23 protein-coding genes and 1 pseudogene are annotated in these 22583 nt (G+C 48.9%); 6 read left to right on the forward strand and 18 right to left on the reverse strand.

The window, feature by feature from the left end:
- Positions 1-38: 38 nt before the first annotated feature.
- Complete coding sequence (locus tag MKZ15_RS23305; protein ID WP_339818602.1) at positions 39-623, reverse strand: TetR/AcrR family transcriptional regulator C-terminal domain-containing protein; 585 nt, start codon at positions 621-623, stop codon at positions 39-41.
- Positions 624-754: 131 nt separating this feature from the next.
- Between MKZ15_RS23305 and MKZ15_RS23310 the strand changes: the two genes are divergently transcribed.
- Entirely contained in the window at positions 755-1906 is a 1152-nt protein-coding gene (locus MKZ15_RS23310; protein WP_339818604.1) for an ABC transporter permease, read from the forward strand.
- A 108-nt stretch (positions 1907-2014) separates the two neighbouring features.
- Here the strand turns inward: MKZ15_RS23310 and MKZ15_RS23315 are convergent, their stop codons facing one another.
- The 3 genes from MKZ15_RS23315 to MKZ15_RS23325 form a co-directional block, all read right to left on the reverse strand.
- Positions 2015-2632 (reverse strand): NAD(P)-binding oxidoreductase, encoded by a 618-nt coding sequence (locus tag MKZ15_RS23315; RefSeq protein ID WP_339818607.1) that lies wholly within the window; start codon positions 2630-2632, stop codon positions 2015-2017.
- Between the two features lie 150 nt (positions 2633-2782).
- A complete protein-coding gene (locus MKZ15_RS23320) occupies positions 2783-3250 on the reverse strand; it encodes a phage tail protein (RefSeq protein ID WP_155604642.1) in 468 nt (155 codons plus the stop codon).
- 21 nt (positions 3251-3271) lie between these two features.
- Positions 3272-3757, reverse strand: coding sequence for a GyrI-like domain-containing protein (locus MKZ15_RS23325; RefSeq protein ID WP_155604641.1), 486 nt, complete (start codon positions 3755-3757; stop codon positions 3272-3274).
- A gap of 96 nt (positions 3758-3853) precedes the next feature.
- Between MKZ15_RS23325 and MKZ15_RS23330 the strand changes: the two genes are divergently transcribed.
- Positions 3854-4828: an HTH domain-containing protein gene (locus MKZ15_RS23330; RefSeq protein WP_213622443.1), complete on the forward strand. Its 975-nt coding sequence runs from the start codon at positions 3854-3856 to the stop codon at positions 4826-4828.
- Between the two features lie 67 nt (positions 4829-4895).
- Here the strand turns inward: MKZ15_RS23330 and MKZ15_RS23335 are convergent, their stop codons facing one another.
- The gene (locus tag MKZ15_RS23335) at positions 4896-6128 is read right to left on the reverse strand and encodes an endo-1,4-beta-xylanase (RefSeq protein ID WP_339818611.1); all 1233 of its coding nucleotides are present in this window, start codon (positions 6126-6128) and stop codon (positions 4896-4898) included.
- Between the two features lie 139 nt (positions 6129-6267).
- Positions 6268-6948 (reverse strand): TetR/AcrR family transcriptional regulator C-terminal domain-containing protein, encoded by a 681-nt coding sequence (locus MKZ15_RS23340; RefSeq protein WP_155604638.1) that lies wholly within the window; start codon positions 6946-6948, stop codon positions 6268-6270.
- Positions 6949-7081: 133 nt separating this feature from the next.
- Here MKZ15_RS23340 and MKZ15_RS23345 point away from each other — a divergent pair, with 133 nt between their 5' ends.
- Positions 7082-8434: an MATE family efflux transporter gene (locus MKZ15_RS23345; RefSeq protein WP_339818616.1), complete on the forward strand. Its 1353-nt coding sequence runs from the start codon at positions 7082-7084 to the stop codon at positions 8432-8434.
- Positions 8435-8505: 71 nt separating this feature from the next.
- Here the strand turns inward: MKZ15_RS23345 and MKZ15_RS23350 are convergent, their stop codons facing one another.
- Both MKZ15_RS23350 and MKZ15_RS23355 read right to left on the reverse strand, forming a co-directional pair.
- Complete coding sequence (locus MKZ15_RS23350; RefSeq protein WP_213622536.1) at positions 8506-9387, reverse strand: RNA polymerase sigma-70 factor; 882 nt, start codon at positions 9385-9387, stop codon at positions 8506-8508.
- A 31-nt stretch (positions 9388-9418) separates the two neighbouring features.
- Complete coding sequence (locus MKZ15_RS23355) at positions 9419-10762, reverse strand: NAD(P)/FAD-dependent oxidoreductase (protein ID WP_339818619.1); 1344 nt, start codon at positions 10760-10762, stop codon at positions 9419-9421.
- 66 nt (positions 10763-10828) lie between these two features.
- Between MKZ15_RS23355 and MKZ15_RS23360 the strand changes: the two are divergent.
- Positions 10829-10930 (forward strand): annotated as a pseudogene (locus MKZ15_RS23360) (oxidoreductase); the annotation flags it as partial.
- Positions 10931-10992: 62 nt separating this feature from the next.
- On the opposite strand, the gene MKZ15_RS23365 reads toward MKZ15_RS23360, so the two are convergent.
- From MKZ15_RS23365 to MKZ15_RS23385, 5 genes are all read right to left on the reverse strand, one after another.
- Positions 10993-11898, reverse strand: coding sequence for a HAMP domain-containing sensor histidine kinase (locus tag MKZ15_RS23365; protein WP_339818622.1), 906 nt, complete (start codon positions 11896-11898; stop codon positions 10993-10995).
- Between the two features lie 20 nt (positions 11899-11918).
- Positions 11919-12683: an ABC transporter permease gene (locus MKZ15_RS23370; RefSeq protein ID WP_193417515.1), complete on the reverse strand. Its 765-nt coding sequence runs from the start codon at positions 12681-12683 to the stop codon at positions 11919-11921.
- The gene (locus MKZ15_RS23375) at positions 12676-13599 is read right to left on the reverse strand and encodes an ABC transporter ATP-binding protein (protein WP_193417516.1); all 924 of its coding nucleotides are present in this window, start codon (positions 13597-13599) and stop codon (positions 12676-12678) included. The genes MKZ15_RS23370 and MKZ15_RS23375 overlap by 8 nt, the downstream gene beginning before the upstream one ends.
- Positions 13599-15050, reverse strand: coding sequence for a serine hydrolase domain-containing protein (locus MKZ15_RS23380; protein WP_339818624.1), 1452 nt, complete (start codon positions 15048-15050; stop codon positions 13599-13601). The genes MKZ15_RS23375 and MKZ15_RS23380 overlap by 1 nt, the downstream gene beginning before the upstream one ends.
- 88 nt (positions 15051-15138) lie before the next feature.
- A complete protein-coding gene (locus tag MKZ15_RS23385; RefSeq protein WP_339818625.1) occupies positions 15139-15834 on the reverse strand; it encodes a response regulator transcription factor in 696 nt (231 codons plus the stop codon).
- A 206-nt stretch (positions 15835-16040) separates the two neighbouring features.
- Between MKZ15_RS23385 and MKZ15_RS23390 the strand changes: the two genes are divergently transcribed.
- Both MKZ15_RS23390 and MKZ15_RS23395 read left to right on the forward strand, forming a co-directional pair.
- A complete protein-coding gene (locus MKZ15_RS23390) occupies positions 16041-17534 on the forward strand; it encodes a peptide MFS transporter (RefSeq protein WP_213622452.1) in 1494 nt (497 codons plus the stop codon).
- 157 nt (positions 17535-17691) lie between these two features.
- A complete protein-coding gene (locus tag MKZ15_RS23395) occupies positions 17692-18465 on the forward strand; it encodes a SagB/ThcOx family dehydrogenase (RefSeq protein ID WP_339818627.1) in 774 nt (257 codons plus the stop codon).
- Here the strand turns inward: MKZ15_RS23395 and MKZ15_RS23400 are convergent, their stop codons facing one another.
- The 5 genes from MKZ15_RS23400 to MKZ15_RS23420 all read right to left on the reverse strand — a co-directional run bounded on the left by MKZ15_RS23400 (position 18466) and on the right by MKZ15_RS23420 (position 22389).
- A complete protein-coding gene (locus tag MKZ15_RS23400; RefSeq protein ID WP_339818629.1) occupies positions 18466-18840 on the reverse strand; it encodes a YciI family protein in 375 nt (124 codons plus the stop codon).
- A 14-nt stretch (positions 18841-18854) separates the two neighbouring features.
- On the reverse strand, positions 18855-20189 hold the full coding sequence (locus MKZ15_RS23405) for a HAMP domain-containing sensor histidine kinase (RefSeq protein ID WP_339818633.1): 1335 nt from the start codon (positions 20187-20189) through the stop codon (positions 18855-18857).
- Complete coding sequence (locus tag MKZ15_RS23410) at positions 20186-20863, reverse strand: response regulator transcription factor (RefSeq protein WP_339822573.1); 678 nt, start codon at positions 20861-20863, stop codon at positions 20186-20188. Before MKZ15_RS23410 ends, MKZ15_RS23405 begins: the two co-directional genes overlap by 4 nt.
- 22 nt (positions 20864-20885) lie before the next feature.
- Positions 20886-21467: a hypothetical protein gene (locus MKZ15_RS23415; RefSeq protein ID WP_339818635.1), complete on the reverse strand. Its 582-nt coding sequence runs from the start codon at positions 21465-21467 to the stop codon at positions 20886-20888.
- A gap of 217 nt (positions 21468-21684) precedes the next feature.
- The gene (locus tag MKZ15_RS23420) at positions 21685-22389 is read right to left on the reverse strand and encodes a VIT1/CCC1 transporter family protein (RefSeq protein ID WP_339818636.1); all 705 of its coding nucleotides are present in this window, start codon (positions 22387-22389) and stop codon (positions 21685-21687) included.
- Positions 22390-22583 lie beyond the last annotated feature (194 nt).

Raw genomic sequence — 22583 nt, forward strand, 5'->3', positions numbered from 1 at the left:
CAAAACCAGGGCTCCCTAAACGGGGCCCTGGTCCTTTTTTATTTCCCTTGAATAAAGGTTATGATTTCGATATAGCAAGCCGTCATCTCGTCAGGGGTTTTGTCCAATTCATTTTGAATCCACTGTTCCACTAGCCCTAAAAAAGCCGAGGTGATAAAAGAGATAAAGTAATCTTTAGGAACCGTTAACGTTTCATAAAAACTTCTATGCTGTTCCAGATTCAGACGCACCTTTTCCGAAAAGGCGTTCTTGAAGCGAATATGAAAACCGGCCCGGCCATGATCGCTAAGAAAAGCTTTTAAAAGGGGGGCATGGATTTCAATAAAGCTAAACAAGGCAATCGCTAATTGCTCCTGCTCTCTTTCAAAGGTAGGGGCCGACAAATAATGAGATTGCAGCTTATCAATATGCGTTCCCAACTCCGAAAATAACTGCTCCTCCATTTGATCCAGCAAATCGAACTTATCTAAGTAATGCAAATAAAAGGTCCCTCGATTGATTTCGGCCTTCTTCGTAATATCCCCAATTGTAATGGAGTCGAACGATTTTTCCGCCAGGAGGTTCATAAACGTCGTTTGGATCAGCTGCTTTGTTTTTTGTTTCTTCTCCTCATAGATACTCATGTCAAAGTCCACCCTCTTCTTCAAATCCAACAACTTCAGCAAATCTGTTCATTGCTTGTGCAACTATAAAATTATAAGATATCGGAGTGCCACTAAACAACTTGTTGATTACTTAGAAAGGGTGACATCTATTGAAATTATTTAAAGAAAAACTCGCCTGGGCCGCTCCAATCGCCGTTATTTTAATTATCGCTCTATTCTCCGTCAATTTATTCGTTCAAGGAGATCCCAAAGCTACGAACCTTCCCGTTGCACTTATTGTGAATGATGAGGGTGCACATGTCGATGCTGTAAGGGCAGCTGTCGAACAAATGAGTCAAGGGATCAACGGCGAAGATCCTGTCGTTGCCTTTTCCACGGAGAAGGAAGAGAACATTGAGGATTTGTTTAAAGATAAGCAGTATTATGCAGCCTTAGTGGTACCTGAGGGTTATAACGACGCCGTACAAAACGCCGTCACCAACAACGCCGCAGCTACATTGAAGATCTACGTAAACCAGGGTTTCAACATGACAGGCGCGAATTATGCGAAGTCTGCATTAAATGCTTTAATCGGACAAATAAGCAAACAATACTCCGCTGGCTTCTTGAATCAAATGAATGATCAGAAAATTGATGCAAGCCAAGCCTCTGTAATCGTCAACCCGATCGTCCCGGAGGAGAAGGTATTTAATGCAGTGACTTCGGCTACGGCAAATGGCAGTGCTCCCATTTTGATGGCGATGCCTGCTTGGGTAGGAGCGTTGATCGGCGGTTTCATCCTCTTCTTGGCAACATCCAAAATGGCTAAGAAGGAAAGACTCACTCCTAGACAATCCGTGCGTGTAATGGGCAGCCAGATTCTGTTTGGCGTGATTATTGCCTTGTTCTCCGGATTTACGGTGGCTACCTTAGGCTCAATCGCCGGCGTGAATATGCCTAGCTACTTCCTGGTTGGATCGTTTGTATCCTTTGCTGCCTTCTGTTTCTTCCTGTTGGTATCCGCTGTGACCGCCTGGATTGGGAAGCCTGCCATTACTTTATTCATGGTTGTGATGCTTCTGGGAATGGGCGTGATTATGATGCCAAAAGAAATGATTCCCGATTTCTTCGTCACCTTCGTTCGTCCATGGATTCCGATTCGTTTTGCGGGTGACGGCTTGCGTGAAATTTTCTACTTCGGCAGCGGCTTCTATACCGGTGAATCCTTTAACATCATTTTGGGGATTGGTGCGGTCGGCTTAGTGGTTTACCTGCTGTCTTTTTTCAAGCCCGTACGTAATAAGACGGTTTCTATAAAATAATGGCCAATGTTCAGCAACAGGCGATCGACCAAAAACACCGAGGATCTCCTCGGTGTTTTTGGTATCCACGAGTAAGTCATAGCTAGCGCTGGGACGTGGTTAGAATCTTTATGTGGCAAGTCCAATTGACTTATGGTTATAGCGAGGATCTTTTAGCGCTTTTACGATAAAGTGTGCGACGTCGGCACGGGGTATGGACCTTGATTTCTCGGGTACGCCCGTCGCCGACTCTCTGTACTTTCCTGTAAAGGGTTGATCCGTTAGCCCCATCGGTCTAACAATGGTGTAGTCCAAATCATGTGCTTGAATACAATCGACGGCAACCCGATGATCTGCAAGAGGATTTTTCAACATGGTCATGACCAGCTTCCCGCTAATGCCGGGCACTTCCTGGTGGATCCCTGCGGATGCGGTATAGATGATTCTCTTCACCTGATGCTCCTGCATCCCCTGAACTATACATTTCACCATTTCTTGAAGTTCGGTAGATTTCTTCATTCCCTGACTAGAGCCTAAACAGGACACAACCGCATCATGACCCGCAATCGCGGCAGACACCTCCTCTTGATTCAGGGCATTCCCCTGAACAACGTGTAAGTTCTCATCCGCGAGGGTTAACTTTGCTGGATTCCTTACAAACGCTGTGATTTCGAACCCTTCCTTAAGCCCTTGCTCTACCACGGACAGACCTACACCGCCTGTAGCTCCAAAAACGATAATCTTCATCGTGCTAGTACCTCCTTTGTCCAGCTATACGATCACTTATTCTCACTATACATGAAAAACCTCATTTCACAATCAAACGTAAAAACAGGGCCCCCTCAGCCGGGGGCCCTGTTTTTCTCAAGTATCTACGTTCAGGGTAACATCATCGTTTCAATACTCGCCTTTAATCACGAAGAACGAGCCCCGGATTGTTCCGGCCAATTTGGACTTCTGCCGGGCAAACTTAAACTTCTTCTCCTCCAGCTCTTTCGGGACCTCCATCCCTTCGGACAGCTTAAACCCGACGGCCCGCTTCTTGGGATCGTCCAAGGTATACAGGACGTTAACCCCAAGGCCATCCTCATAGAAGACAAAGGCCCACCGGATGTTCTCCACTTGGAATAGCGACGTTTCTAACGGTTTGGCGGCAAACTCGATGCCGCGTTCTTCCTTTAATACCCGGTTCACGTAGTCCAGGGTTTCCTGGCTTTCGCTGGCCGGTTCAACCGTAAACTCATGCTTATATTTGTTCATGAAATAACGCGCTTCGTTGGCTCGCAGCCCGGCTAGCGCCTCTGCTACAGGAGAGGATTCCAAACCGACGGTAGATACATTTTTGAAATCAACGATATAGGACATGCTTGCCCCTCCTCCTCTTCTCTATTTTCGAACAACGGGAATCCACATTTCTCCCACGACGCGGTCGTTCTCTTGCCCCATCAATACCGTGGCGTTTGGCCCTCCAACATAGGCGACTTGATTGACTTCCGGCAAGACTTGACCAAAGGCGATCCCCGCCAGCTGGTTGCTTAATTCATCGGCTGTCGTCCCTTCCCCTTTCACAATCAAGTACTCCCCTTTCGGGAATTGAATGACCCGGGAGCCTTCCGAGGCCGGCAACACTTCATGGCTCAACACGCCGGCGTAATGCATCATCTTGTTGTTTACCGCTTCATTCACGACAAATACGTACTCGTTTTCGGCGATCGCCTTCAGCTGATCCAGTCTTCCATCCTCGTTCACGGCTTGCCAGAAGTTTGATTTTTCCTGATTGATGCCGACATAGTCCGTATAATTACTTTTCAACTCCGTGCCAAGTCCAAATACGGTGAAGCTGTCCTTTTCTTCCAAGAGATAATTCGTCATGTTTCATACCTACCTTCTTTTAATTTGTTTTCTGTTCTTGATGGGTTTATCATAACTTTAAACCATGTCAAAAAATGAACCTGTTTAGGAGCCCTGATGAAAAAAGTTGAACGGATCAACACCCTCATGCGGTATATCAACAACCGGTCGCACTTCACCATCTCCGAGATCATGCGGGAATTCGACATCTCCCGATCGACCGCAGTCCGAGACATTCGGGAAATCGAAGCCTTAGGGATGCCGCTGGTTGCCGAAGTTGGAAGGGATGGCGGCTATTCGGTGATGCATAACTCGATCCTCCCCGTCGTTCGTTTTACCGATACGGAAGTTAAAGCCCTGTTCATTGCCTTCATGGCCACAAGAAATGCACAGCTTCCCTATCTCAAGAGCCGCCAATCCTTAGCCGAAAAACTGCTGGGGCTGATCTCCAAGAATCAGCAGGACGATCTTTTGCTCTTGGATGAAATTCTGCTGTTTGAGGGCACCAACCCGCATAATCCTGATCTGCTAGAGCTCTCGGACCTCCCTCACCCCATGTTGGAGAAACTGATCCAAAACCTGCTTCTCGACAGTTATTTATGGATTACCGTGGAGGAAGAGAAGGAACGTAACTCTTATCCTGTCTATCTCTTGCATCTTTATCACGAAAAAAGTCTCTGGCTGATGGAAGTTTTTGATTTGCAGGATGAGAAGAAAAAGTTGTTCGCCGTTGACCAGCTCACCCATGTCGAGACCTACTCCCCTAAGAAGAGAGTCAGTCGGAAGAAGATTCTGGAGATGCTTAGCCAGCACGAGGAAGAATTCAACCTGATCCTGGAGCTGGGTCCCCAAGCCATAGCTCAATACAAAAAGTACCACCCCTTAAAAGCATTCATTTCCTATACTAATCCCTATCAAACCACCGCCATGCTAAAGATGGTTGTCCAAGTGAATCAAGTGGAAGAGTTATCGGATATGATCCAATGGCTGTTGTTCCTGGGTGAGGATATGACATTTAGAAAGGCGCCAGCCGAAATCATGGAAGGATTGCAGCAGAGAGGAGGCCGGATGGAACAGTTAAGAAGAGAGTGAAATAAGGCTTCTTATTGAAAAAAGTTAAGCCACCCTTAGACAGGATGGCCTCTTCTTGATGTTTGTGTCAATTGAGGATGAGCGGTTCGGGTTCACCCTCTTTCTCTATTTTAAAGGTAACTTTTGTGCCTGCGCAAGCCAGCTCATACTCTCCAAGGAATCCCTCGAAGGAGACCTTCCCGCTCTCATCGGTACGCGCGGTTACTTGGGTAGACCAGTCGCCTTTAATCCGTTGCTTCAGCACGTCGTAGGCAGGTTTCGGGGTGTTGTCTGTTCTGACCAAACCGGCGGGTGCGCCAAGCCAGGCCCCTTCATCGCTGAAATTCCAGGCAGTAATCGCCTCGACCAAAGGGTGTTGAAACAGAATCGAGTACATTTCTTCGACCTCTCTGGCCTGCCGATCTTCGAATTCCGGGGTGGATGGCCACTCCGGAATCTGATAGTCGTTCAGATCTTCGATATCCGCCGGCATCAGATGTCCGGAAGTCAACGTATTTTCGGTAAAGTGAATCGGAAGGCCAAAGTGGGAGAAGCGCTCCAGCACTTCCTCCAGCTTCTCGCGTCCCCAGTACCCTTGATGCTGGTGCGACTGGATGCCGATGGCGTCGATCGGAATTCCCGCGCTTAAACATCCATCAATCAGGATCTCGTAGTTGATCGAGGTATTGAAGTCGTTTAACAATAACGTAGCACCCGGATTGGATTCCCGCGTTTTCGCAAACATCTCTTTAATGATCCCAACACGGCCCAAATCTTTACTGATTCTCGTGATCCCATTATCGTACTTATCGAAAATCGGCATGATCACCACTTCATTGATGACATCCCACATCTCAATTAAGCCTTTGAAGTCGGCTACGTCCCGCTCAATTCGGGCAAACTGCGCTTTCAAGATGTCCTCATTGTTTAAATCGAGCAGCCATGGCGCTGTGACGGTATGCCAGCAGAGCGGATGACCTTTAACGGCAATATTCCGTTTCTTCAACCACCGTGCAGCCGCCTGCAGCTCTTTCGTCCGCGGCTTGCTTTGCTCCGGCTCAAACATCCCCCAGTAAAAAGGCAACGTTGCAAAGTTAAACACATCTAGGAATAAGTCCAGCTTCTGCTCCAAATAAGCAAGCCGATCCTCCGGCACGTTTCGATTGGCAACCTGAATGACGTCAAAAATCCCGCAGCCAAACAGGAATTGATGGTTGGTCTGATGAATCGCGACTTCCTTCCCTGTGACGGGATTTCCGGACGCATCCACAAGCTGGATGGTTTTGCTTGCCATGCGATGGGACAATGGGTTCTTCTGCATTCGATGACCTCCGTATCCGTAGCGATTAATGGTAAGCGTTTTCAGCGCCTACGGATTCGATTGTACTAAACCTCTCGTCACCGGAATAGAAGCCATTTAAAGCGAATACCTTTGAAATTTGAGATGTTGCTCTCCCCCTCTATTCCTCCTGCTCCTTCATCACCTGCTCAACCCCGAGCAAAATCACCTTTAACCCAAACTCAAACGCCCGATCCGTCCCCATCAGCTCGAACAGCTCGTTCTTAAACATCGTGCGGAACAGCCCTGCTTCCTCCTCACTCAGAGAGTCCAGAAGCCGGGTCATCTCCTCGCCCGGAAGCTCCCCCTGATTCTTAAGGATCGCCGAGACGTTGCGCTCATGCTGATAGGCGTCCAGAACAAAGTTGTAGATGTAGTTCACCAGCGTGATAATAACCTGCAGCTTCTGCTCTTGCTTCAGCGGCGTCGATTCCACGCAGAGCAGCATTCGGTTATTGAACCGGATAATATCCGGTTCGTGGGGCAGCGTCATCATCATCAGTTGCGTGGAGCACGGATACCGGCTCAAGACATTCCGCACCGTTACCGCAAGCTCCGTCAGTTGCTCCTTCCAGTCCCCCTCGGAATGAAACTCCTCCAGGATGATTTTGGATACCTGGTTGGCCAGACGCTGGTAGAGGTCCTGCTTATTCTTGAAATACCAGTAAAGAGAAGGAGCTTGAATCCCCAGCCGGTCGGCCAATCGTCTCAAGCTGAACTTCTCAATCCCTTCATCTCCCAAAAGTCCCCATGAAGCTTCTAAAATTCGATCCTCGGAAACTTGAGGCTGCTGCTTTTTCATTAAAATCCGCCCTTTTATCTAACAGTGTAAGTTTATGCTTTACAGTTCGATTAGGTCCATGATATCATCTAACACTGTAAGGTTCAAACTAACAGTGTTAGATTGATCAAAAAAAGAGAAAGTGGTGATCCACATGGATGCAGAGAACCTCCATTACTTTGAGAAGGCCCCCATCGCCAAAGCCGTAGCTCACTTTGCCGTTCCAATGATGTTAGGTACGTCAATGAGCGTGATTTACTCCATCCTCAATGCCTATTTCCTTGGCACACTAGGTAATACCGCAATGTTAACCGCGCTCGCGTTAACCTTGCCCTTATTCGCCGTCATCATGTCGTTAGGCAACTTGATCGGTATAGGCGGGGGCACCTTCATCTCCCGTTTGCTCGGCGAGAAAAAATATGAAGATGTGAAGCATGTTTCTTCCTTCGCTTTTTACAGCAGCCTCGTTCTCGGTCTGATCGTCATTGCCGCGGGCCTCCCGTTGATCGACTCGATCGTCCATGGCTTAGGGGCAACGCCTGACGCCTTCGGCTTCACGAAGGACTATGTCTTGATGATGCTTATCGGTTCCCCCTTCGTTATCCTCTTCTTCACGCTGGAGAACATCGTACGTTCAGAAGGGGCGGCCATCACGTCGATGGTGGGGATGATACTGAGTGTTGTCGTAAATATTGTGCTTGATGCGCTGGTCATTTTCGTTTTCCATTGGGGGGTCATCGGCGTGGCGTCGGCTACGGTTGTTTCCAACCTGGTCGCGAGTGCTTTCTACGCCTTCCATATGGGGGTTAGGAGCCAATTCTTAACCGTCTCCTTCAACTGGTTCAAGGTGAACAAGGAAATTCTCAGCAATGTGCTCAAAATCGGAATTCCCGTCTTTATTATGAGTGTCTTCTTGGGTGCGATGTCGCTGATCTTCAACCATTTTCTCGTTGAATATGGGGATCAAGCTGTAGCGGCTTACGGGATTTCATCGCGTTTGCTGCAGTTTCCGGAGTTTATTCTGATGGGGTTATGCGAGGGAGTCGTGCCGTTGATTGCCTTTACATTCACAGCGAATCGATTAAGAATGAAACAAACCATCGGATTTACGATCAAATCCATTGGCGTGTTAGCGGTCTTGTTCGGCGTCATCGTCTTTCTGATTTCCGACCACTTGATCGGCTTATTCACGAATGATCCGCTCCTAATCGAAATGGGCAGCTACATCCTGCATGTCACGTTCTTATCCTTATTCATCTCTGGAACGACCTCCTTGTTTACAGGGATCTTCCAAGCAACCGCACAAGGAGCCGCCGCCTTGATCATGTCGGTGATTCAAGGCGTCACACTGATTCCCGTACTTTATATCGCCAATCAAATGAACGGCTTCCACGGCGTGGTCTGGTCACTAGTCATCGCGGATGCCGCCGCGTTCCTTGTTGGAGCCCTCATGCTGTATGCGCTGCGAAATAAATTGCAGCCGGAACTGGAAGCATTAGTACACTAGGTAAATTCGATAGCCACATGCGAAAAAGGCAGGATAGGGACTCTCCCCGTTCCCGCCTTTTGACTTACGTATCAAGGGTTGATTCGTAGCAATTTGTCCGGGTTCCGGACCATGAATATTCTCCGAATCCGTTCACCTTCTCGTTCGAATGATACGGTGCCGACCACATGATCTTCGACTTTTAACAGAAGCCCCGGTTGACCGTTAATGGTGACCACATCGATCGTGCTGTTCGAGGGGGAATTGCGGACGATGCCTTGTAAAAAGGCGATCACACGGGCCGAAGTAACAATCGGATTAACCGCGGCCAAGACTTTCCCGCCACCATCGGAGAGCAAGGTCGCATCATAGGTAAGCAACTGAAGCAACGTGTTCGTGTCGCCCATGGAAAGGGCTGAGATAAAACGATTTAACACCGTCTGATCCTTCTCGTAGTCGACGCGGCGATCGGCAGCCTCCGGTTGAACTTTTTGCTTCGCTCGGGAATGTATTTTTCGGCAATTGGCTTCGGTCTTGCCAACGATGCTCGCGATCTCTCCATAATCATACTGAAAGGCTTCACGTAAAACCAAGACTGCACGTTCTGTCGGAGTAAGTGTCTCCATCATGAACAGGTAAGCCATGGTCAAATCATCGCGGCTTAGCAACTCATGCATCGGGTCATGACCGGCCCCGTCGTTATCGTTACGCCAGACGACGGGCTCCGGCAACCAAGGACCCGTGTAGACTTCACGACGTTGCTTAGCAGAACGCAAAAAATCGATACATCGGTTCGTCACCATTTTACAGAGGTAAGCCCGAGGATTGCGAATGGCGCTTACCTCTTTCAATCCCGCATACGAAGCAAAGGTCTCCTGCACGGTATCTTCTGCATCCATGACGGTGCCAAGCATTCGATAAGCCAGCGAAAACAGAAGTGGCCTGTATTCGATGTAAAGGTCGTTCGTGTCGATCCTGGTTCCCCCCTAGTTCCTGAAAACGTGATTAGTGTCGCTCTTTACTAGCTTCCATTTTCAGTATAGACGAAGGAGGGGGCGGTGTCGCCAATGACATTTTCCTATGCAGGATGTGTTCAGCCGCTGCCTTCCCGCTGACAATGGCGGCATCAGACAACATGGCGTCACCCGCAGTCCAGTCGCCCGCTAGATATAGGCCCGGGATATCCGACACGAGGGTTTCCTCCCCGTTGGAGCAAGCCCGTTCCACCGTTTGGAGGCCGTAGGTAACGGGGATCCGCGGAAGATAGCGGGAGGTTATCAGCTCTTTTCTCCATCCCGGTTGGAGCAGGTCAAGAAATTCCTCGAGCTCCTTCCGGTCGCGCTCGGCATTGGGGTTATCGTCCGGACTTGTATATTTATAGAGGTGCAGAACGACATGCCGGTCATCTCTCGTTAATCTGGCAACGTTGGAATGGTTAGAGAAATAATACGGTTGGTCGAGATGGAGCGCGAAGTTGATATTAGGATCGGGTAATCTGCGTAACGCAAGATCGAGAGCCGCCCCCCGTACAGGAATCAATCTTTCACAAAGAGCGGCCAGATGCGAATTCGGCACCTTTCCCGTCAGTTGATGGGTCACCTGGGGGTCAAGCGCTGCGACGATAGATTGGGTTTCGACTTCCGTGTGGTCCGCGAGGTGGATTCTCATAGCGGGATGAGCTCCGGTAATGCTAGTGACTTTTTGTCCGGTACGCAAGACAGCTCCAGCCGATTGGGTCAAGGCCGTGAGGGAGTCGATCATCGCTTGCCATCCTCCATGCAGATACCGGACCCCGCCCTTGCTGATCTGAAATTGCCGAAGGCAGGCTCCCGCGCTCACCCGCGACGGCGCGTTCGAATAAGTTCCGAGCCGAAACAGGCAGTACAGAAACTCTCTTACGGTCTCCTGGCTTGTGATTTGGTTGACCCACTCTTCCAAGGATAAATGCATGCATTCTCCCGGCAGAGTGGCCCTCGAGACTTTCGTCAACACCCGAGCGAACTCCAATTTCTCTCGAAAGGAGAATACGGTGGTCTTCAACAGTTCCCGAGCCGATACCGGCAGAGCATGAATCCCGTTTGGTGTAACAAGACGGCCGCCAAGAACCGCTTCGTTCCCGTCAGGATCAAGTCCGAGCTCTTGCAGAATTTGAAGTCCTTGCCCCCGGCTATAAAGCGCGTGCGGGCCCATATTAAACAAGCAGCCGTCTTTCTCATCGGTTGATGCACGTCCTCCCCATCTCGAACTCTGTTCCAGAACCAAGGTCCGCAAACCCTGTTTTGCCAAAAAGGCCGCCGTCGTCAAACCAGCTAACCCGCCGCCGATCACTGTAACATCCCATTTTTCCATAAAAAGGGCCTCCCTTATCTTCAAGCTGAACTCAAGACGAGGAGGCCTCATGATTTGTGACACGATAAAGCGCTTCCCGCTTCCACCATTGCCCGCGGGATCGCTTATGCCATCGAACAGCCGGCAACCGTCGATGTGAATGAAATGGTGATTCGACCACGTATGTAACATTGAAGACGAAACACCTATCGCCGTCCGATCCCCTGTAGGATCAAGGACGGCGATATTTTTCAGCTTTCTTGAACCGTCCACTCGCATCTCATCTCTACGTACCCGTTATGGAGCTCCGCGGTCAGCCGCCCGTTCATCTTCAACATGAGACTTTGGGCAATGGATAAGCCCAAGCCTGTTGTCCGGCTTGCTCTTGATCGATCCGCCGTGTAGAATCGGTCGAACAGCCTGTCGATGTCCTGCCCGGTCAAGTGCGCTGCCTTATTCTTGAAGATGAGCACGATTTGATTCCCCTCGCCCTTCAGGCTAATCGATACCTCCCCGGTCGCATGCCGGATCACGTTGCTGATTAAGTTTTCGAATACGCGTTTAACCGCTGACGCATCTACATTAGCCATCAGGGGATCCTCCGCGATTTGCAGATCGGGCTGAAGCTGCCTCTCGTTAAATTGATCATAGAACCCGGTCAGGACTTCCCACAACAATCCATTTAGAGGCATCGGCTCTAGTTGAAGCTGATAATCGGAAGATTGCACAAGAGACAAATCGAAGAAATCATGGAGTAAAGTATGCAGACGATTCGCAGCGTTCTGGATCATGGACGTATATTCCCGGCGTTTATCCTCTACGACGGTACTGGCCCCCAATAACTTGGCATACCCGATGATTGAAGTAAGCGGAGTCCTTAAATCATGGGACATATTCGCGATCGCTTGTCTCAATTCGCGATCGCTTCGGATTCGATCCCTGTTCGATTGAACCGATAGGTCAATCAATTGATTGATACTTTCCGCAAGTTGTTCGAAATCCTTGTCCAGCAGCGCAATATCGACCTTCTTCCCGCTTAGGCCTTGATGGTAGCGTTCGACTTGACGTGATAAGCGTCTGATTTCCTTCTTGATCATCACAAGGCGAAGGAGAACAATGAACATAAGCAGAACTGCTACGATCGCGATATAGATCATTTTCTCCCTCCTCGCCATCTTTACTTCATCTCTTTCCTCTTAAACACGAGACTTCCGCAGCACGCCAGAATGACCATGCTGCCGAGTCCAACCGACAAAGACCGGACCCCATCGACGATGGGCATCCCAAACCGGAAGGAGTCGATCAGATGGTGGAATATCGTATACTGATAGATTGTCTCCAGAACGCCCGGTAACGGCCTCAGAACTTCTGCTATGGAGCTCAAAACGGCGATGACGACGGAAATAATAATGGTTTTCCCGCTATCCTCCGCAAGCAAGGCGATCAGCATCAATAAGGCCGTGAGGGCAAGCAGATGAAGGAGGAACAAACCCATCGATCTTGCCAGATACCCTAAAGACGACGGATCCGTTATTGACCCAAATCCGAATAATAGCTTCCCGCCAATGATGATCAAGAGCGGACAAACCACAGCTAAGAATACGGATCCGAGTGAGAGTATAATTAGCTTGGCCGCAAAAATATGCCTTCTATAATTCCCGCTCATGACGATGTTCTTGACGACACCGATCGTAAAATCGTTCGCCACGAAAAATCCGGCGAGCGTGCTCAAGTACAGCATGAAGTAGAACGGGGTAGTTGCAAGCGCTAGCGAAGAGAATATCTCCAGACCCGCATCCGTAAACGGGGTACTCATCTTCCACCACCCGACGGTGATTAGATAATGCAAGAGGGCAAAGACAACCGTTACGATAAGGGTCAGCGTCCAAAATACTTTATTTCTGCTGAGCTTGAACAGCTCCGCACGCAATAAATTAATCATGAAGTTCCCCCCCCACTCGTTTGGTATAATAGCTCTCCAAATCATCCCCGCCTGGCGCAAAATGCTCAATCACTAGGTTGTTGTGGGTTAGAGCCAGAGATACCCTCTTGACATCGTGGTAGAAGCTGTAGAGCTTAATCGTACCGTCCTGCAGAACCTCATAATCCCGAGTGCCAAGTTCCATTTCGAGAATGGCAACGGCTTTGCTGACATCGTCGACCCGGATGCGAAGATGTTTCTTGCATTTCTCATTTAATTCTTCATGGGTAATTTGTTCCAGCAGTCTACCTTTATGGATAATGCCATACTTCGTTGCCATCTGATGAAGCTCGCTCAAGATATGGCTGGAGATCAGAATCGTCAACCCCAACTCGCGATTCAGCTTTTTGACCAGCTCTCTAAGTTCCACGATACCTCCAGGGTCAAGACCATTCGTAGGTTCGTCGAGAATCAGCAGCTCAGGATCGCCAAGCAAGGCGATGGCCAAGCCCAAGCGCTGCTTCATGCCGAGTGAAAAGTTCCTGGCCTTTTTCTTCCCCGTATCCTCCAGTCCGACAAGGGCCAGCGCCTTCGAGATACATGCCTTGCCCGGGATACCGCGGAGCAAACGATAATATTCAAGATGATCGCGAGCCGTCATATCCGGAAATAGGGCCGGGCTTTCAATGATCGCCCCTATGCGCTTCCGGGCTTCAATCAACCCTGCCTCGCTGGTTTCCCCGAACAAGGTGACGGATCCGCTCGTTGGCCGGGCCAATGCAGTCACAATTCGCAGCAGCGTGCTTTTGCCCGCCCCGTTCTGCCCGATAAACCCGTAGATATCTCCCTTTTCCACGATTAAATTCACCTGATCCAGTGCGGTCTGTTCCTTGTACTTCTTCGTTAAATCATGGGTTGTCAGAACAGCCTGTTCCACTAGGATTTGCCCCCTTTAAGCCGTAGCCGGTAATACACCCTCATCCCTGTAAGGCATACCGCGAACAAGAAGCTAATCCCTAGCAGAATCGCCAAAGCCGGCCATAATCGAAACACGTCCAAAATCGTCGAGCTATTGTCCTGCAACTGCGGTACGACAAACAGGAGCCATCCAATTCCCACAAGCGGAATCAGCTGAGGAATGAATCGCAACCCGTATCGCCAGGCCGAATGATGCCGGCGTTGATCGGACCACTTTTTACTGCGCAATATCCCCCGGATTCCCAAAATGAGATACAGCAAGGTAAGAACGCCAAGTGATAAATCAATCATCGTAGGCACAGGTGCCTTGTTCGGTGCTGCTTGTCCCTCGGTCAGCCGGATAATTCCTGCGCTCATCTCGTAGGCATGCTCAAAGGTCGTTGTGAAGCTGTTCAGCATGACGGCGACGGCGTAGCCGCTGCCAGGCAGGATGCTTTGTTGAGCCTGATAGCTGGATAAAGCTCCGCTATGCTGGACACGCTGCGGCGTAACCTCCGAAGAACTGATCGACCAGCCTAGGCCGTAATGTTCGCTTCCGGGCTGCGGGGAATACGACTCCTTTAGTAAAGAGGAAGACAACAATTTTTCTCCCGAGGGGCTTACTCCGTCATGGGTGTGCATAGAGAGCCACTTTCCCATATCAACCGCCGTAGTCACGATACTCCCGGATCCCGTAAACATTTGCTCCATCTCGGATATGGGGATGGCCGTTCCGTAGGCCGTGACATACCCGCGTGGCAGCCCAGGCACCGCATCCCCCGAATTCACTGGAGAGCGCGAGTCGTTCATGCCGAGCGGAGAGAATACCCTCGTGTCCAGATACGCAGCGAACTTCATGCCGCTTACTTTCTCAACCAGCCAGGCTAAGATCCAATAATTCGCATTACTATAGGAATGTCGTTCCCCCGGATTGGATTGAAGCTTCCACTGCTGCACACGCTTAACTCCCTTCTCCAAGGTGTCTGCCTTAGGCACAATGGTTGGGCTGGGAATCCCAGAGGTATGGCTGAGCAGTTGGCGTATCGTGATTTGCCCAAACCTCTCGTCCTCCATGGTTAACTCGGGCAAATATCGGATGATAGGATCATCCAACTTGACCGATCCTTCATCCACGAGCTGCAACACCGCAAATGCGGTGAAAGACTTGGATACAGAACCGATCCTCATCAATGAGTGCTCCGTTATTGGGCTTCCTTCGGAATCATGTCCGTAGCCTTGCGCGTAGAGGATCTCGCCATCCTTAACCATAACAACCGATGCACCTGGCAGTCCGTTCCGTTCCAAATAACGTTGAACATAGTCGTCTATCGCGTCCTTGTCGAGGACAGGCGCAGCATGGACGGATGGAGGGGAATAAAGTAGTGATGCGAGGAGTGCGAGGGTCATCGCTGCAATTAGAAACTTGTTCATAACACATTCTCCTATCTGATCTGATGATGTTCATTCTAACCACAAGATCCTAATAGAAGATTAACCGAAACCTTAAGAAACTATTAATTCACCCTTTCAATCGATACCCCATCCCCCAGATGGTTTCAATATATTCGGCCTCCGGGTTAGCTTGGGCCAATTTTTTTCTTAAATTACTCATATGTACGGTTAGGGTATTGTCATCGCCCAAGTAAGCCTCTCCCCATACCGCTTCAAACAAATTCGGTTTCGTATATATTTTCTTCGGATGGGTCATCAAGAGTTCCAGCATGGCAAATTCCCTCGCGGTTAAAATAACATCGGTACCGTTCACCGTCACCTTCTTCGCATCTACGTCCAGACGGATGTCTTTATACGTCAATTGACGGATCGGATCGGGTGCCGCGACTCGTCTATATCTGCCAAGATGAATGTCGATCCTTGCAGCTACTTCTTCAACGTCAAACGGTTTCGTGATGTAGTCATCCGCTCCCATGCGTAAGGCAGAAACCTTCGTTTGCTGCTCCCCCTTGGCAGAGATAATAATCACAGGAAGCCGTCGTTCCGGTCCTAATTGCTGAAGAAGCTCTTCGCCACTCAGGCCCGGAATCATCAAATCGAGCAAAATCATGCTCCATTCCTGCTCCTTCTCCAAATACAACAGGGCTTCCGTGCCAGAGTACACCGGTTGCGGAACATAGCCGCTACCCGCAATCACTTCGCACAATAATTGATTAATTTCATTATCATCCTCAACAACCAATATCTTTACGTTCTTGTTCATTGCATTCACCCCCTTCACCTTATATTCTTTTGGGGGGTTAAGCAAGTAGGGTGCAACCAATCTTATAGTTAAGCCCATCCTACGTGTGTTATACTGTTTTTTCGTATCCAGTTGAAAACGGCCATTACTGGGTATTCTGATTCTTAGTACCGTGCATTTGCATTTCAAGCACACCATTGATTGCCGCCTAGGGAGGAAATAACAGCATGACGGACTTAAACAAGCAAAAGATTGTGGAGAGCGTTCCGCAACGAGGATTTTTTGGGCATCCCAAGGGATTGTTTACCCTGTTCTTCACGGAGTTTTGGGAGCGTTTCTCCTACTATGGAATGAAAGCGATTCTGGTTTATTATATGTACTACGAATTGAGTCAAGGCGGACTCGGCATGGAGGAGAGCATGGCTCTCGCCATTATGTCCATTTACGGCTCGCTTGTGTATATGTCCGGAATTATTGGCGGTTGGTTGGCGGACCGGGTATTCGGGGCATCTAAAGCGGTATTTTACGGCGGCATATTCATCATGCTGGGGCATATTGCCCTGGCTATTCCAGGAAGTGTCTCCTTGTTTTTTGTTTCCATGGTTCTGATCGTATTGGGTACGGGCTTGTTGAAGCCCAACGTCTCCAGCATTGTCGGAGAACTTTATAGTGAACAAGACTCGCGCCGGGATGCAGGCTTCAGCATCTTCTATATGGGGATCAATTTGGGCGCCTTCCTCTCCCCGCTCATTGTAGGCACCGTCGGCATGGATTACAATTTCCACTTGGGCTTCGGCATTGCTGCCGTCGGCATGTTCCTTGGATTAGCTATCTTTATCTATACGAGAAAAAGAAACCTCGGCCTTGCAGGCACATTCGTACCTAGTCCGTTATCACCGGATGAACGAAAAAAGGTGTTTCGCCGAATCGGGATCAGCGTATTGCTTCTTGCTGCGATCGTCGCCATCGCCATCCCATTAGGTTGGCTGACCTTTGAATCGTTTATCGTGATCGTAGGCATTCTGGGGATTGTGATTCCAACATCCTATTTTATTGTGATGTACCGCAGCCCACGCACGACAAGCGTTGAACGTTCCAGACTCATTGCTTATATTCCGCTGTTTATTGCGGCGATCATGTTCTGGGCGATTCAAGAACAAGGGTCGACCATTCTTGCCAATTATGCAGATAAGCGGACGCAGTTGGATTTTGCCGGAATTCATATTTCACCCGCTTGGTTTCAATCTTTAAATCCATTATTCATTATCACGCTAGCTCCCGTATTTGCCTGGTTCTGGTTGAAGCTCGGCAAACGGCAGCCGTCGATCCCGAAGAAATTCGCCTTTGGCTTGTTATTCGCCGGATTATCCTTCTTGGTCATCCTCTTACCGGCCTACTTTGGCGGCGAGAATGCCTTGGTTAATCCGTTATGGCTCGTGCTGAGTTATTTCATCGTGGTGCTAGGAGAATTGTGCTTGTCTCCTGTCGGACTGTCAGCAACGACCAAGTTGGCGCCCTCCGCTTTCTCCGCCCAGACCATGAGCTTATGGTTCTTGTCCAGCGCGGCGGCCCAAGCAATGAATGCGCAAGTGGTTAAATTTTATTCGCCCGACACCGAAATGGCGTACTTTGGCGTCATTGGAGGAGCGGCCATCCTCCTCAGCGTTCTACTCTTCTCCTTCTCCTCCAAAATCCAGGGGTTTATGAAGGGAATACGGTAACCCGCAGCACAATAGATCAATAAGACGAGCGGCGATTCTCCGAGAGCGGAGGATCGCCGTTTTCGATCTGAGAACGAGTACGTGATTCATATCACAAGTTCGCCGATCTAGAGGTGTATACTTTTTAACGAGTAGAAATATCCTAGGAGGATCTAGCATGGGACGATATGAACAGCAACGAAACTTCTTAAAGTCCAATTTCCTTGAATTTAAGCATGTGAAAACAGATAAGATAAAGGGCTTACCCCAACCCGCGATCGTGAAGCCTTACTCCTCTACCTCCGAGATGATTGACCTTCCGGAGCCAGGCGAGGAGGTTGTCAGTAGATCAAATATTTATGATTGCATCAAGGACCGAAGAAGTACCCGGTTTTATTCGGCGGAAAGTTTACAGCTTGAGGAGTTATCCTATCTCTTATGGGCGACTCAAGGCATTACGAGTACCACGAAGACCGGACTTACCCTTCGTACGGTACCGTGCAGCGGCGCAACCCATACTTTTGAAACTTATCTTTTCATTATGCGGGTAGAGGGCATCCGCCAAGGAATTTACCGATACCTACCGGTCGAGCACAAGCTCTTGTTTGTGTCTGAGCTGGACGAAATGGATCGAAAAATTGATGCGATTACCTTAGAGCAGCCCTTTGTCCCCCATTTTACGAAAAAAGCGGCTGTCCTGTTCGCATGGAGTACGATTCCCTACCGTTCGGAATGGAAATATGATATCTCCGCGCACAAAAAAATCCTCATCGATATTGGTCATGTCTCCCAGAACCTTTACCTGGCAAGCGAATCGATTGATGCCGGGGCTTGCGCGATCGGGATCTATGACCAAAACCTCATCGATGAGGTGTTAGGGTTAGACGGAGAGGATGAATTCGTTCTTTTCCTCGGGGCTGTAGGGAAGAAGCGAATTTCGACCCAAGAATGACTATTCTGTAGATTTGAAGTAGTGGACTGGGTGGATCTCGATCCTCCATCCAAAAAGCTCACCTGCGTCAACCTGTACTGCCGGATGTAAAGAGGCTATTCGGGCTGCTTCCTCCATGTCCCGAGCTTCGATCAGAAAGGCGCTGCCTATCGTCTCTCCCGCTTCGGCAAAAGGACCTTCCATCTCCTGTATCGCACCGTTTGCCCGGCGCAAGCGCCTCGTTTTGGGGGAGAGACCCGCATCTAGTATCACTTGACCGCTGTTATAGAGTTGCTCGAGGTGAGGCGGACACTTCTGCATGACCGCCTCGATTTCTTCCTTGGGGCGACCATCCATTTGGGTTGAATCCAAGTAACCCAAACACAGAAATTTCATTCTTCCTTCCTCCTTCATGTATTATCTGGATCTCTCCAACCGCTCTTAGGATAAGAGATCCTAAAGCACACCCGACCATCATGGTTCTCCACAGTAATGCTTCCTCCGTAGTAGTTAATGATCTTACTGGAGATGCTTAAACCGAGACCGAAGTTTCCGTTAGACCCTTTATAGAGGGATTTAAAGATATGATGGATATCTTGTTCCGAAATGGAGGGGCCGTCATTCTTGATTTCAATGACCCAAAACCGCTCCGAATCCATGAGCGTCACTTCGACGGTCTTCTTAGCGAATCGAAGCTGATTTTCCAACACATTCTCTAGAGACACACGTATCCGATCCTGGCTGCCAAAGATGGCGGCCTGCTTGATACTCAACGCTAAGCTCCAGTTTAATTCCGGGTTTACCGCTTGAAAATTTGTGACGAGGTAAGTTAGCAGCTTATCGAGATAAAATTCTTCATATTCCTTTTCATTATCTAGGACGTAGTCAAGCGTATTGAAGTATAGAATTTGTTTGATCTTCTTCTCCAAACGAGTCGCTTCATTCTTGATAATGGTCGCCGACTCCTCTGGAGAATCCTCGTACATCCCATCGATGATTTCTTGAGCATAACCCATTATGACCATGACCGGCGTCTTTAAATCATGCGAAACACTTTGCAGGAATTTCCGTTCTTCCTCATCCGCTATTCTTAAGGCGTCCTTCATTTCTTTCATTGCCATAGCCAATCTCCCGATCTCATCTTTGCTTCTGATTTCAAGTTCACTATTCCACTCTTTATTCGCAACCCGTTTAGTGTATACCTCTAGCTTCTTTAACGGCTTGGCTATATTGTTAGCAATCAACTTCGAGATGGGCAAACTCAACAGGGTGACCAGAAAGGCCATGAAGATGATCTTGAGTATGTCTTCGCGCTCATCGGTGTTCGTATAGGAAATGAGGTAGGACGACTCCCCAATCGGACTCATTCGAAGGAGATAGTGAGTCCGACCGATCGTCTCGTCTGTTACCCGCCCTTTATCCTGGTTAACTAGGCTCTCCAATTGGTTCACTAAAGGATCCGGGATCTGCGCCTCTCCTAAAATAGGCGTAAGTTGCCCATCTGTCAGATTAAATACAAAATGCCGGTAGTGGTGACCCGCAGCTTCGACCGTACTTTCATTCCCAGGATTGTCCTTTAACGAATCCAGTACGATCTGATGCGTAAGCTCCAGTAGATGCTTGGCATCCTCATCTTCAAAACCATTCGTAACAAACATAAAAGCCAGTGAAGTCACCAACGCGATGATCAAAATGACGATCGACAGAATGACCCATATTCGCAGGGTAAGGGATTTCATTCTCATCCTTTCATTTCCAAGTTGTAGCCAAATCCATAGATGGTCTCTAGATTCATTCTAGGCAACTTCTTTCTCAATCGTCGGATCGTGTCGTCAACCACTCGGTCAGAGCCAAAGTAGGGATCGCCCCAGACCTTTTCAAGAATCTGCTCTCTGGTGACAACGGTATTGTGATTCTGAATAAAAAACAGCAGCAGATTGAATTCTCTATTGGTCAGACTGATTTTTTCGTCATCATGATCGTAGACGGTTCTTTGCCTCTGGTCAACCCGATAATCCTCCAACCGTAATTCCGGCGAATTTTCTGCTTTATTGACGTCTAGGCGCTGCAGCAATTTGTTGGTTCGAATGACCAGCTCTCTAGGCAAAAATGGCTTGGATAAGTAATCGTCACTCCCCAACTCTAAGCCGACTACGCGATCGAGCTCCTGGTTTCTTGCCGACATGAATATAACGGGGGTTTGAGGCTTAAATTCTTTAATCATCTTGATGAGCTGATACCCATCCATATCCGGAAGCATGATGTCCAATATCCACAAATCGGGCAAGTCGGCTATTCGTTGCCGTGCCGATTCGCCTTCGAAGAACGTGACGACCTTGTACCCTTCTTTCTCCAAATATTTCTTCAGGAGTTGATTAAGATGCTCTTCATCCTCAACCAGATAAATCGTGCGCATGATTTCCGCCACCTCGAACGCGTAATTAACCCGCCTGCTTTGCCTTTATTTTACCAAAAAACCACATCAATACGCCTACCATAATTGTTAGGAATGTGGCCATAACAGCAGAGCCTCCCGCATGAATAAACAGTGCAGGTACCCATGCGATCCCTAGCGAGCGGTGAACGAGGCGCATCCACTTATTGCGAATTCTTTTGATGAAGAAGCCGTATCCTGCAATCGCTAGCAGAATGAGGAACGCGGCGATACCCGAATAGATATCGCGGTTTTGAATGTCCGTAATCAGGAAGTAACCCCCGTGAAAAGCAACCAGTCCCAAGGCCAGCCATCCAAGAGGCTGATGCAATCGGTGCAGCAGGGCTCCGACTCTCCGGATGATCCATTGAGGAGCTTTGCGTTGTTTCTTGAACCATAGCCAACAGAAGCCTCCTGCTCCAACAAAAACCGTAACCGTACCTAACGATTTGAATATCTCTTCCGCCGGCCCCGGTCTGTGGCGATATCCCGCGATCTCCTTCACAACTAACATCTGATAAACGATGAGAAACAAGGCTGCTGCCATCGCGGCGACGGCGAGAATCCACACCTTTTTACTTTTGCTCATAACTAGGAATCCTCCTCATACCCATTGATTGTCCCTGCTAATCTCTACCTTGAATATAGACCCCAATTTTCTTTCAATTTTCATGAGAATATGTGAAGATGATGTGTTCTGCGGGGGAGCGACAAAGGGCAAATTGAAAAGGACCCCCTAAGGAGTCCCTTCCTGGCGTTCATGCTGATAAGCGTCCCGAAAAACCGATAAGATCAAGGGCTACACGCTAGGATATGATATTGGCTATGAAAAAGGCAATCCCCGCCGCTACTCCTCCTACAAGAGTGGTTTGCCATGCACTTTTAAATGGCTTGGATCCAGTAAACCGCCCCTTAATATAGCCGAATATATATAATGCGATTAAGGTTGCAATCACAGAAGTCATTAGCGCCGTATTGGCTTGATGGATGAACATGTAGGGAGATAGCGGGATCAATCCGCCAATGATGTAGGATAAGCCGATGGTTATGGAACTATTTCTGGCCCTTTTCGGTTCCGGCTCTTCCAGTCCGAGTTCGTGCTTCATCATAAAGTCGACCCATTTGTCCGGGTCCCGGCTAATGGAATCCGTGGCCGATTGGACGTTTGATTCTGGGATCCCCCATCTTCTGAGCACCTCTGCGACCTCTTCCTTTTCCCGCTCCGGGACCTCCTGGATCTCTCGGCGTTCCCTTTCTAATTCAGTCGCGTAATGTTCACGATCCGTTCGCGCAGCCAAATAGCCGCCTAATCCCATCGCAATCGACCCCGCCGCGATTTCTGCGATTCCGGCTACTACAACAATATCCGTACCGGAAACGGACCCCGACAATCCGGCAGCTAGCGCAAAGGGAACGGTTAGTCCGTCCGCCATGCCAATGACAATATCCCGAATCAGATCGGATGACGCAAAATGTTTTTCAATGTGTTGATTGTCTTCCGAATCGCCCATATTTTACCGCCCTTTCCATGCATCAGTTTGCATCCTTCCTATTTATCTCCACCGTGTGAACCCTTTATGAATGTAACTGTCAGGAACCATGAGAGGATGCGGCACACCTGACCCGATGTTTCCGTCAAGGGTATGATTCCTGACGCTATCAACGAAGACAAAGAACCTGCCAAGGGCAGGTTCGTCGATAATCA

The organism is Paenibacillus sp. FSL R7-0216 (assembly GCF_037969915.1).
Taxonomy (GTDB): Bacteria; Bacillota; Bacilli; order Paenibacillales; family Paenibacillaceae; genus Fontibacillus; species Fontibacillus rhizolycopersici.

What these genes read in the sequence shown, in the direction of transcription:
- MKZ15_RS23305 (WP_339818602.1), bottom strand. Translation starts at nt 623, where the DNA reads ATGAGTATCTATGAGGAGAAGAAACAAAAAACAAAGCAGCTGATCCAA.
- MKZ15_RS23315 (WP_339818607.1), bottom strand. Translation starts at nt 2,632, where the DNA reads ATGAAGATTATCGTTTTTGGAGCTACAGGCGGTGTAGGTCTGTCCGTG.
- MKZ15_RS23320 (WP_155604642.1), bottom strand. Translation starts at nt 3,250, where the DNA reads ATGTCCTATATCGTTGATTTCAAAAATGTATCTACCGTCGGTTTGGAA.
- MKZ15_RS23325 (WP_155604641.1), bottom strand. Translation starts at nt 3,757, where the DNA reads ATGACGAATTATCTCTTGGAAGAAAAGGACAGCTTCACCGTATTTGGA.
- MKZ15_RS23330 (WP_213622443.1), top strand. Translation starts at nt 3,854, where the DNA reads ATGAAAAAAGTTGAACGGATCAACACCCTCATGCGGTATATCAACAAC.
- MKZ15_RS23335 (WP_339818611.1), bottom strand. Translation starts at nt 6,128, where the DNA reads ATGCAGAAGAACCCATTGTCCCATCGCATGGCAAGCAAAACCATCCAG.
- MKZ15_RS23340 (WP_155604638.1), bottom strand. Translation starts at nt 6,948, where the DNA reads ATGAAAAAGCAGCAGCCTCAAGTTTCCGAGGATCGAATTTTAGAAGCT.
- MKZ15_RS23345 (WP_339818616.1), top strand. Translation starts at nt 7,082, where the DNA reads ATGGATGCAGAGAACCTCCATTACTTTGAGAAGGCCCCCATCGCCAAA.
- MKZ15_RS23355 (WP_339818619.1), bottom strand. Translation starts at nt 10,762, where the DNA reads ATGGAAAAATGGGATGTTACAGTGATCGGCGGCGGGTTAGCTGGTTTG.
- MKZ15_RS23365 (WP_339818622.1), bottom strand. Translation starts at nt 11,898, where the DNA reads ATGATCTATATCGCGATCGTAGCAGTTCTGCTTATGTTCATTGTTCTC.
- MKZ15_RS23370 (WP_193417515.1), bottom strand. Translation starts at nt 12,683, where the DNA reads ATGATTAATTTATTGCGTGCGGAGCTGTTCAAGCTCAGCAGAAATAAA.
- MKZ15_RS23380 (WP_339818624.1), bottom strand. Translation starts at nt 15,050, where the DNA reads ATGAACAAGTTTCTAATTGCAGCGATGACCCTCGCACTCCTCGCATCA.
- MKZ15_RS23385 (WP_339818625.1), bottom strand. Translation starts at nt 15,834, where the DNA reads ATGAACAAGAACGTAAAGATATTGGTTGTTGAGGATGATAATGAAATT.
- MKZ15_RS23390 (WP_213622452.1), top strand. Translation starts at nt 16,041, where the DNA reads ATGACGGACTTAAACAAGCAAAAGATTGTGGAGAGCGTTCCGCAACGA.
- MKZ15_RS23395 (WP_339818627.1), top strand. Translation starts at nt 17,692, where the DNA reads ATGGGACGATATGAACAGCAACGAAACTTCTTAAAGTCCAATTTCCTT.
- MKZ15_RS23400 (WP_339818629.1), bottom strand. Translation starts at nt 18,840, where the DNA reads ATGAAATTTCTGTGTTTGGGTTACTTGGATTCAACCCAAATGGATGGT.
- MKZ15_RS23405 (WP_339818633.1), bottom strand. Translation starts at nt 20,189, where the DNA reads ATGAGAATGAAATCCCTTACCCTGCGAATATGGGTCATTCTGTCGATC.
- MKZ15_RS23415 (WP_339818635.1), bottom strand. Translation starts at nt 21,467, where the DNA reads ATGAGCAAAAGTAAAAAGGTGTGGATTCTCGCCGTCGCCGCGATGGCA.
- MKZ15_RS23420 (WP_339818636.1), bottom strand. Translation starts at nt 22,389, where the DNA reads ATGGGCGATTCGGAAGACAATCAACACATTGAAAAACATTTTGCGTCA.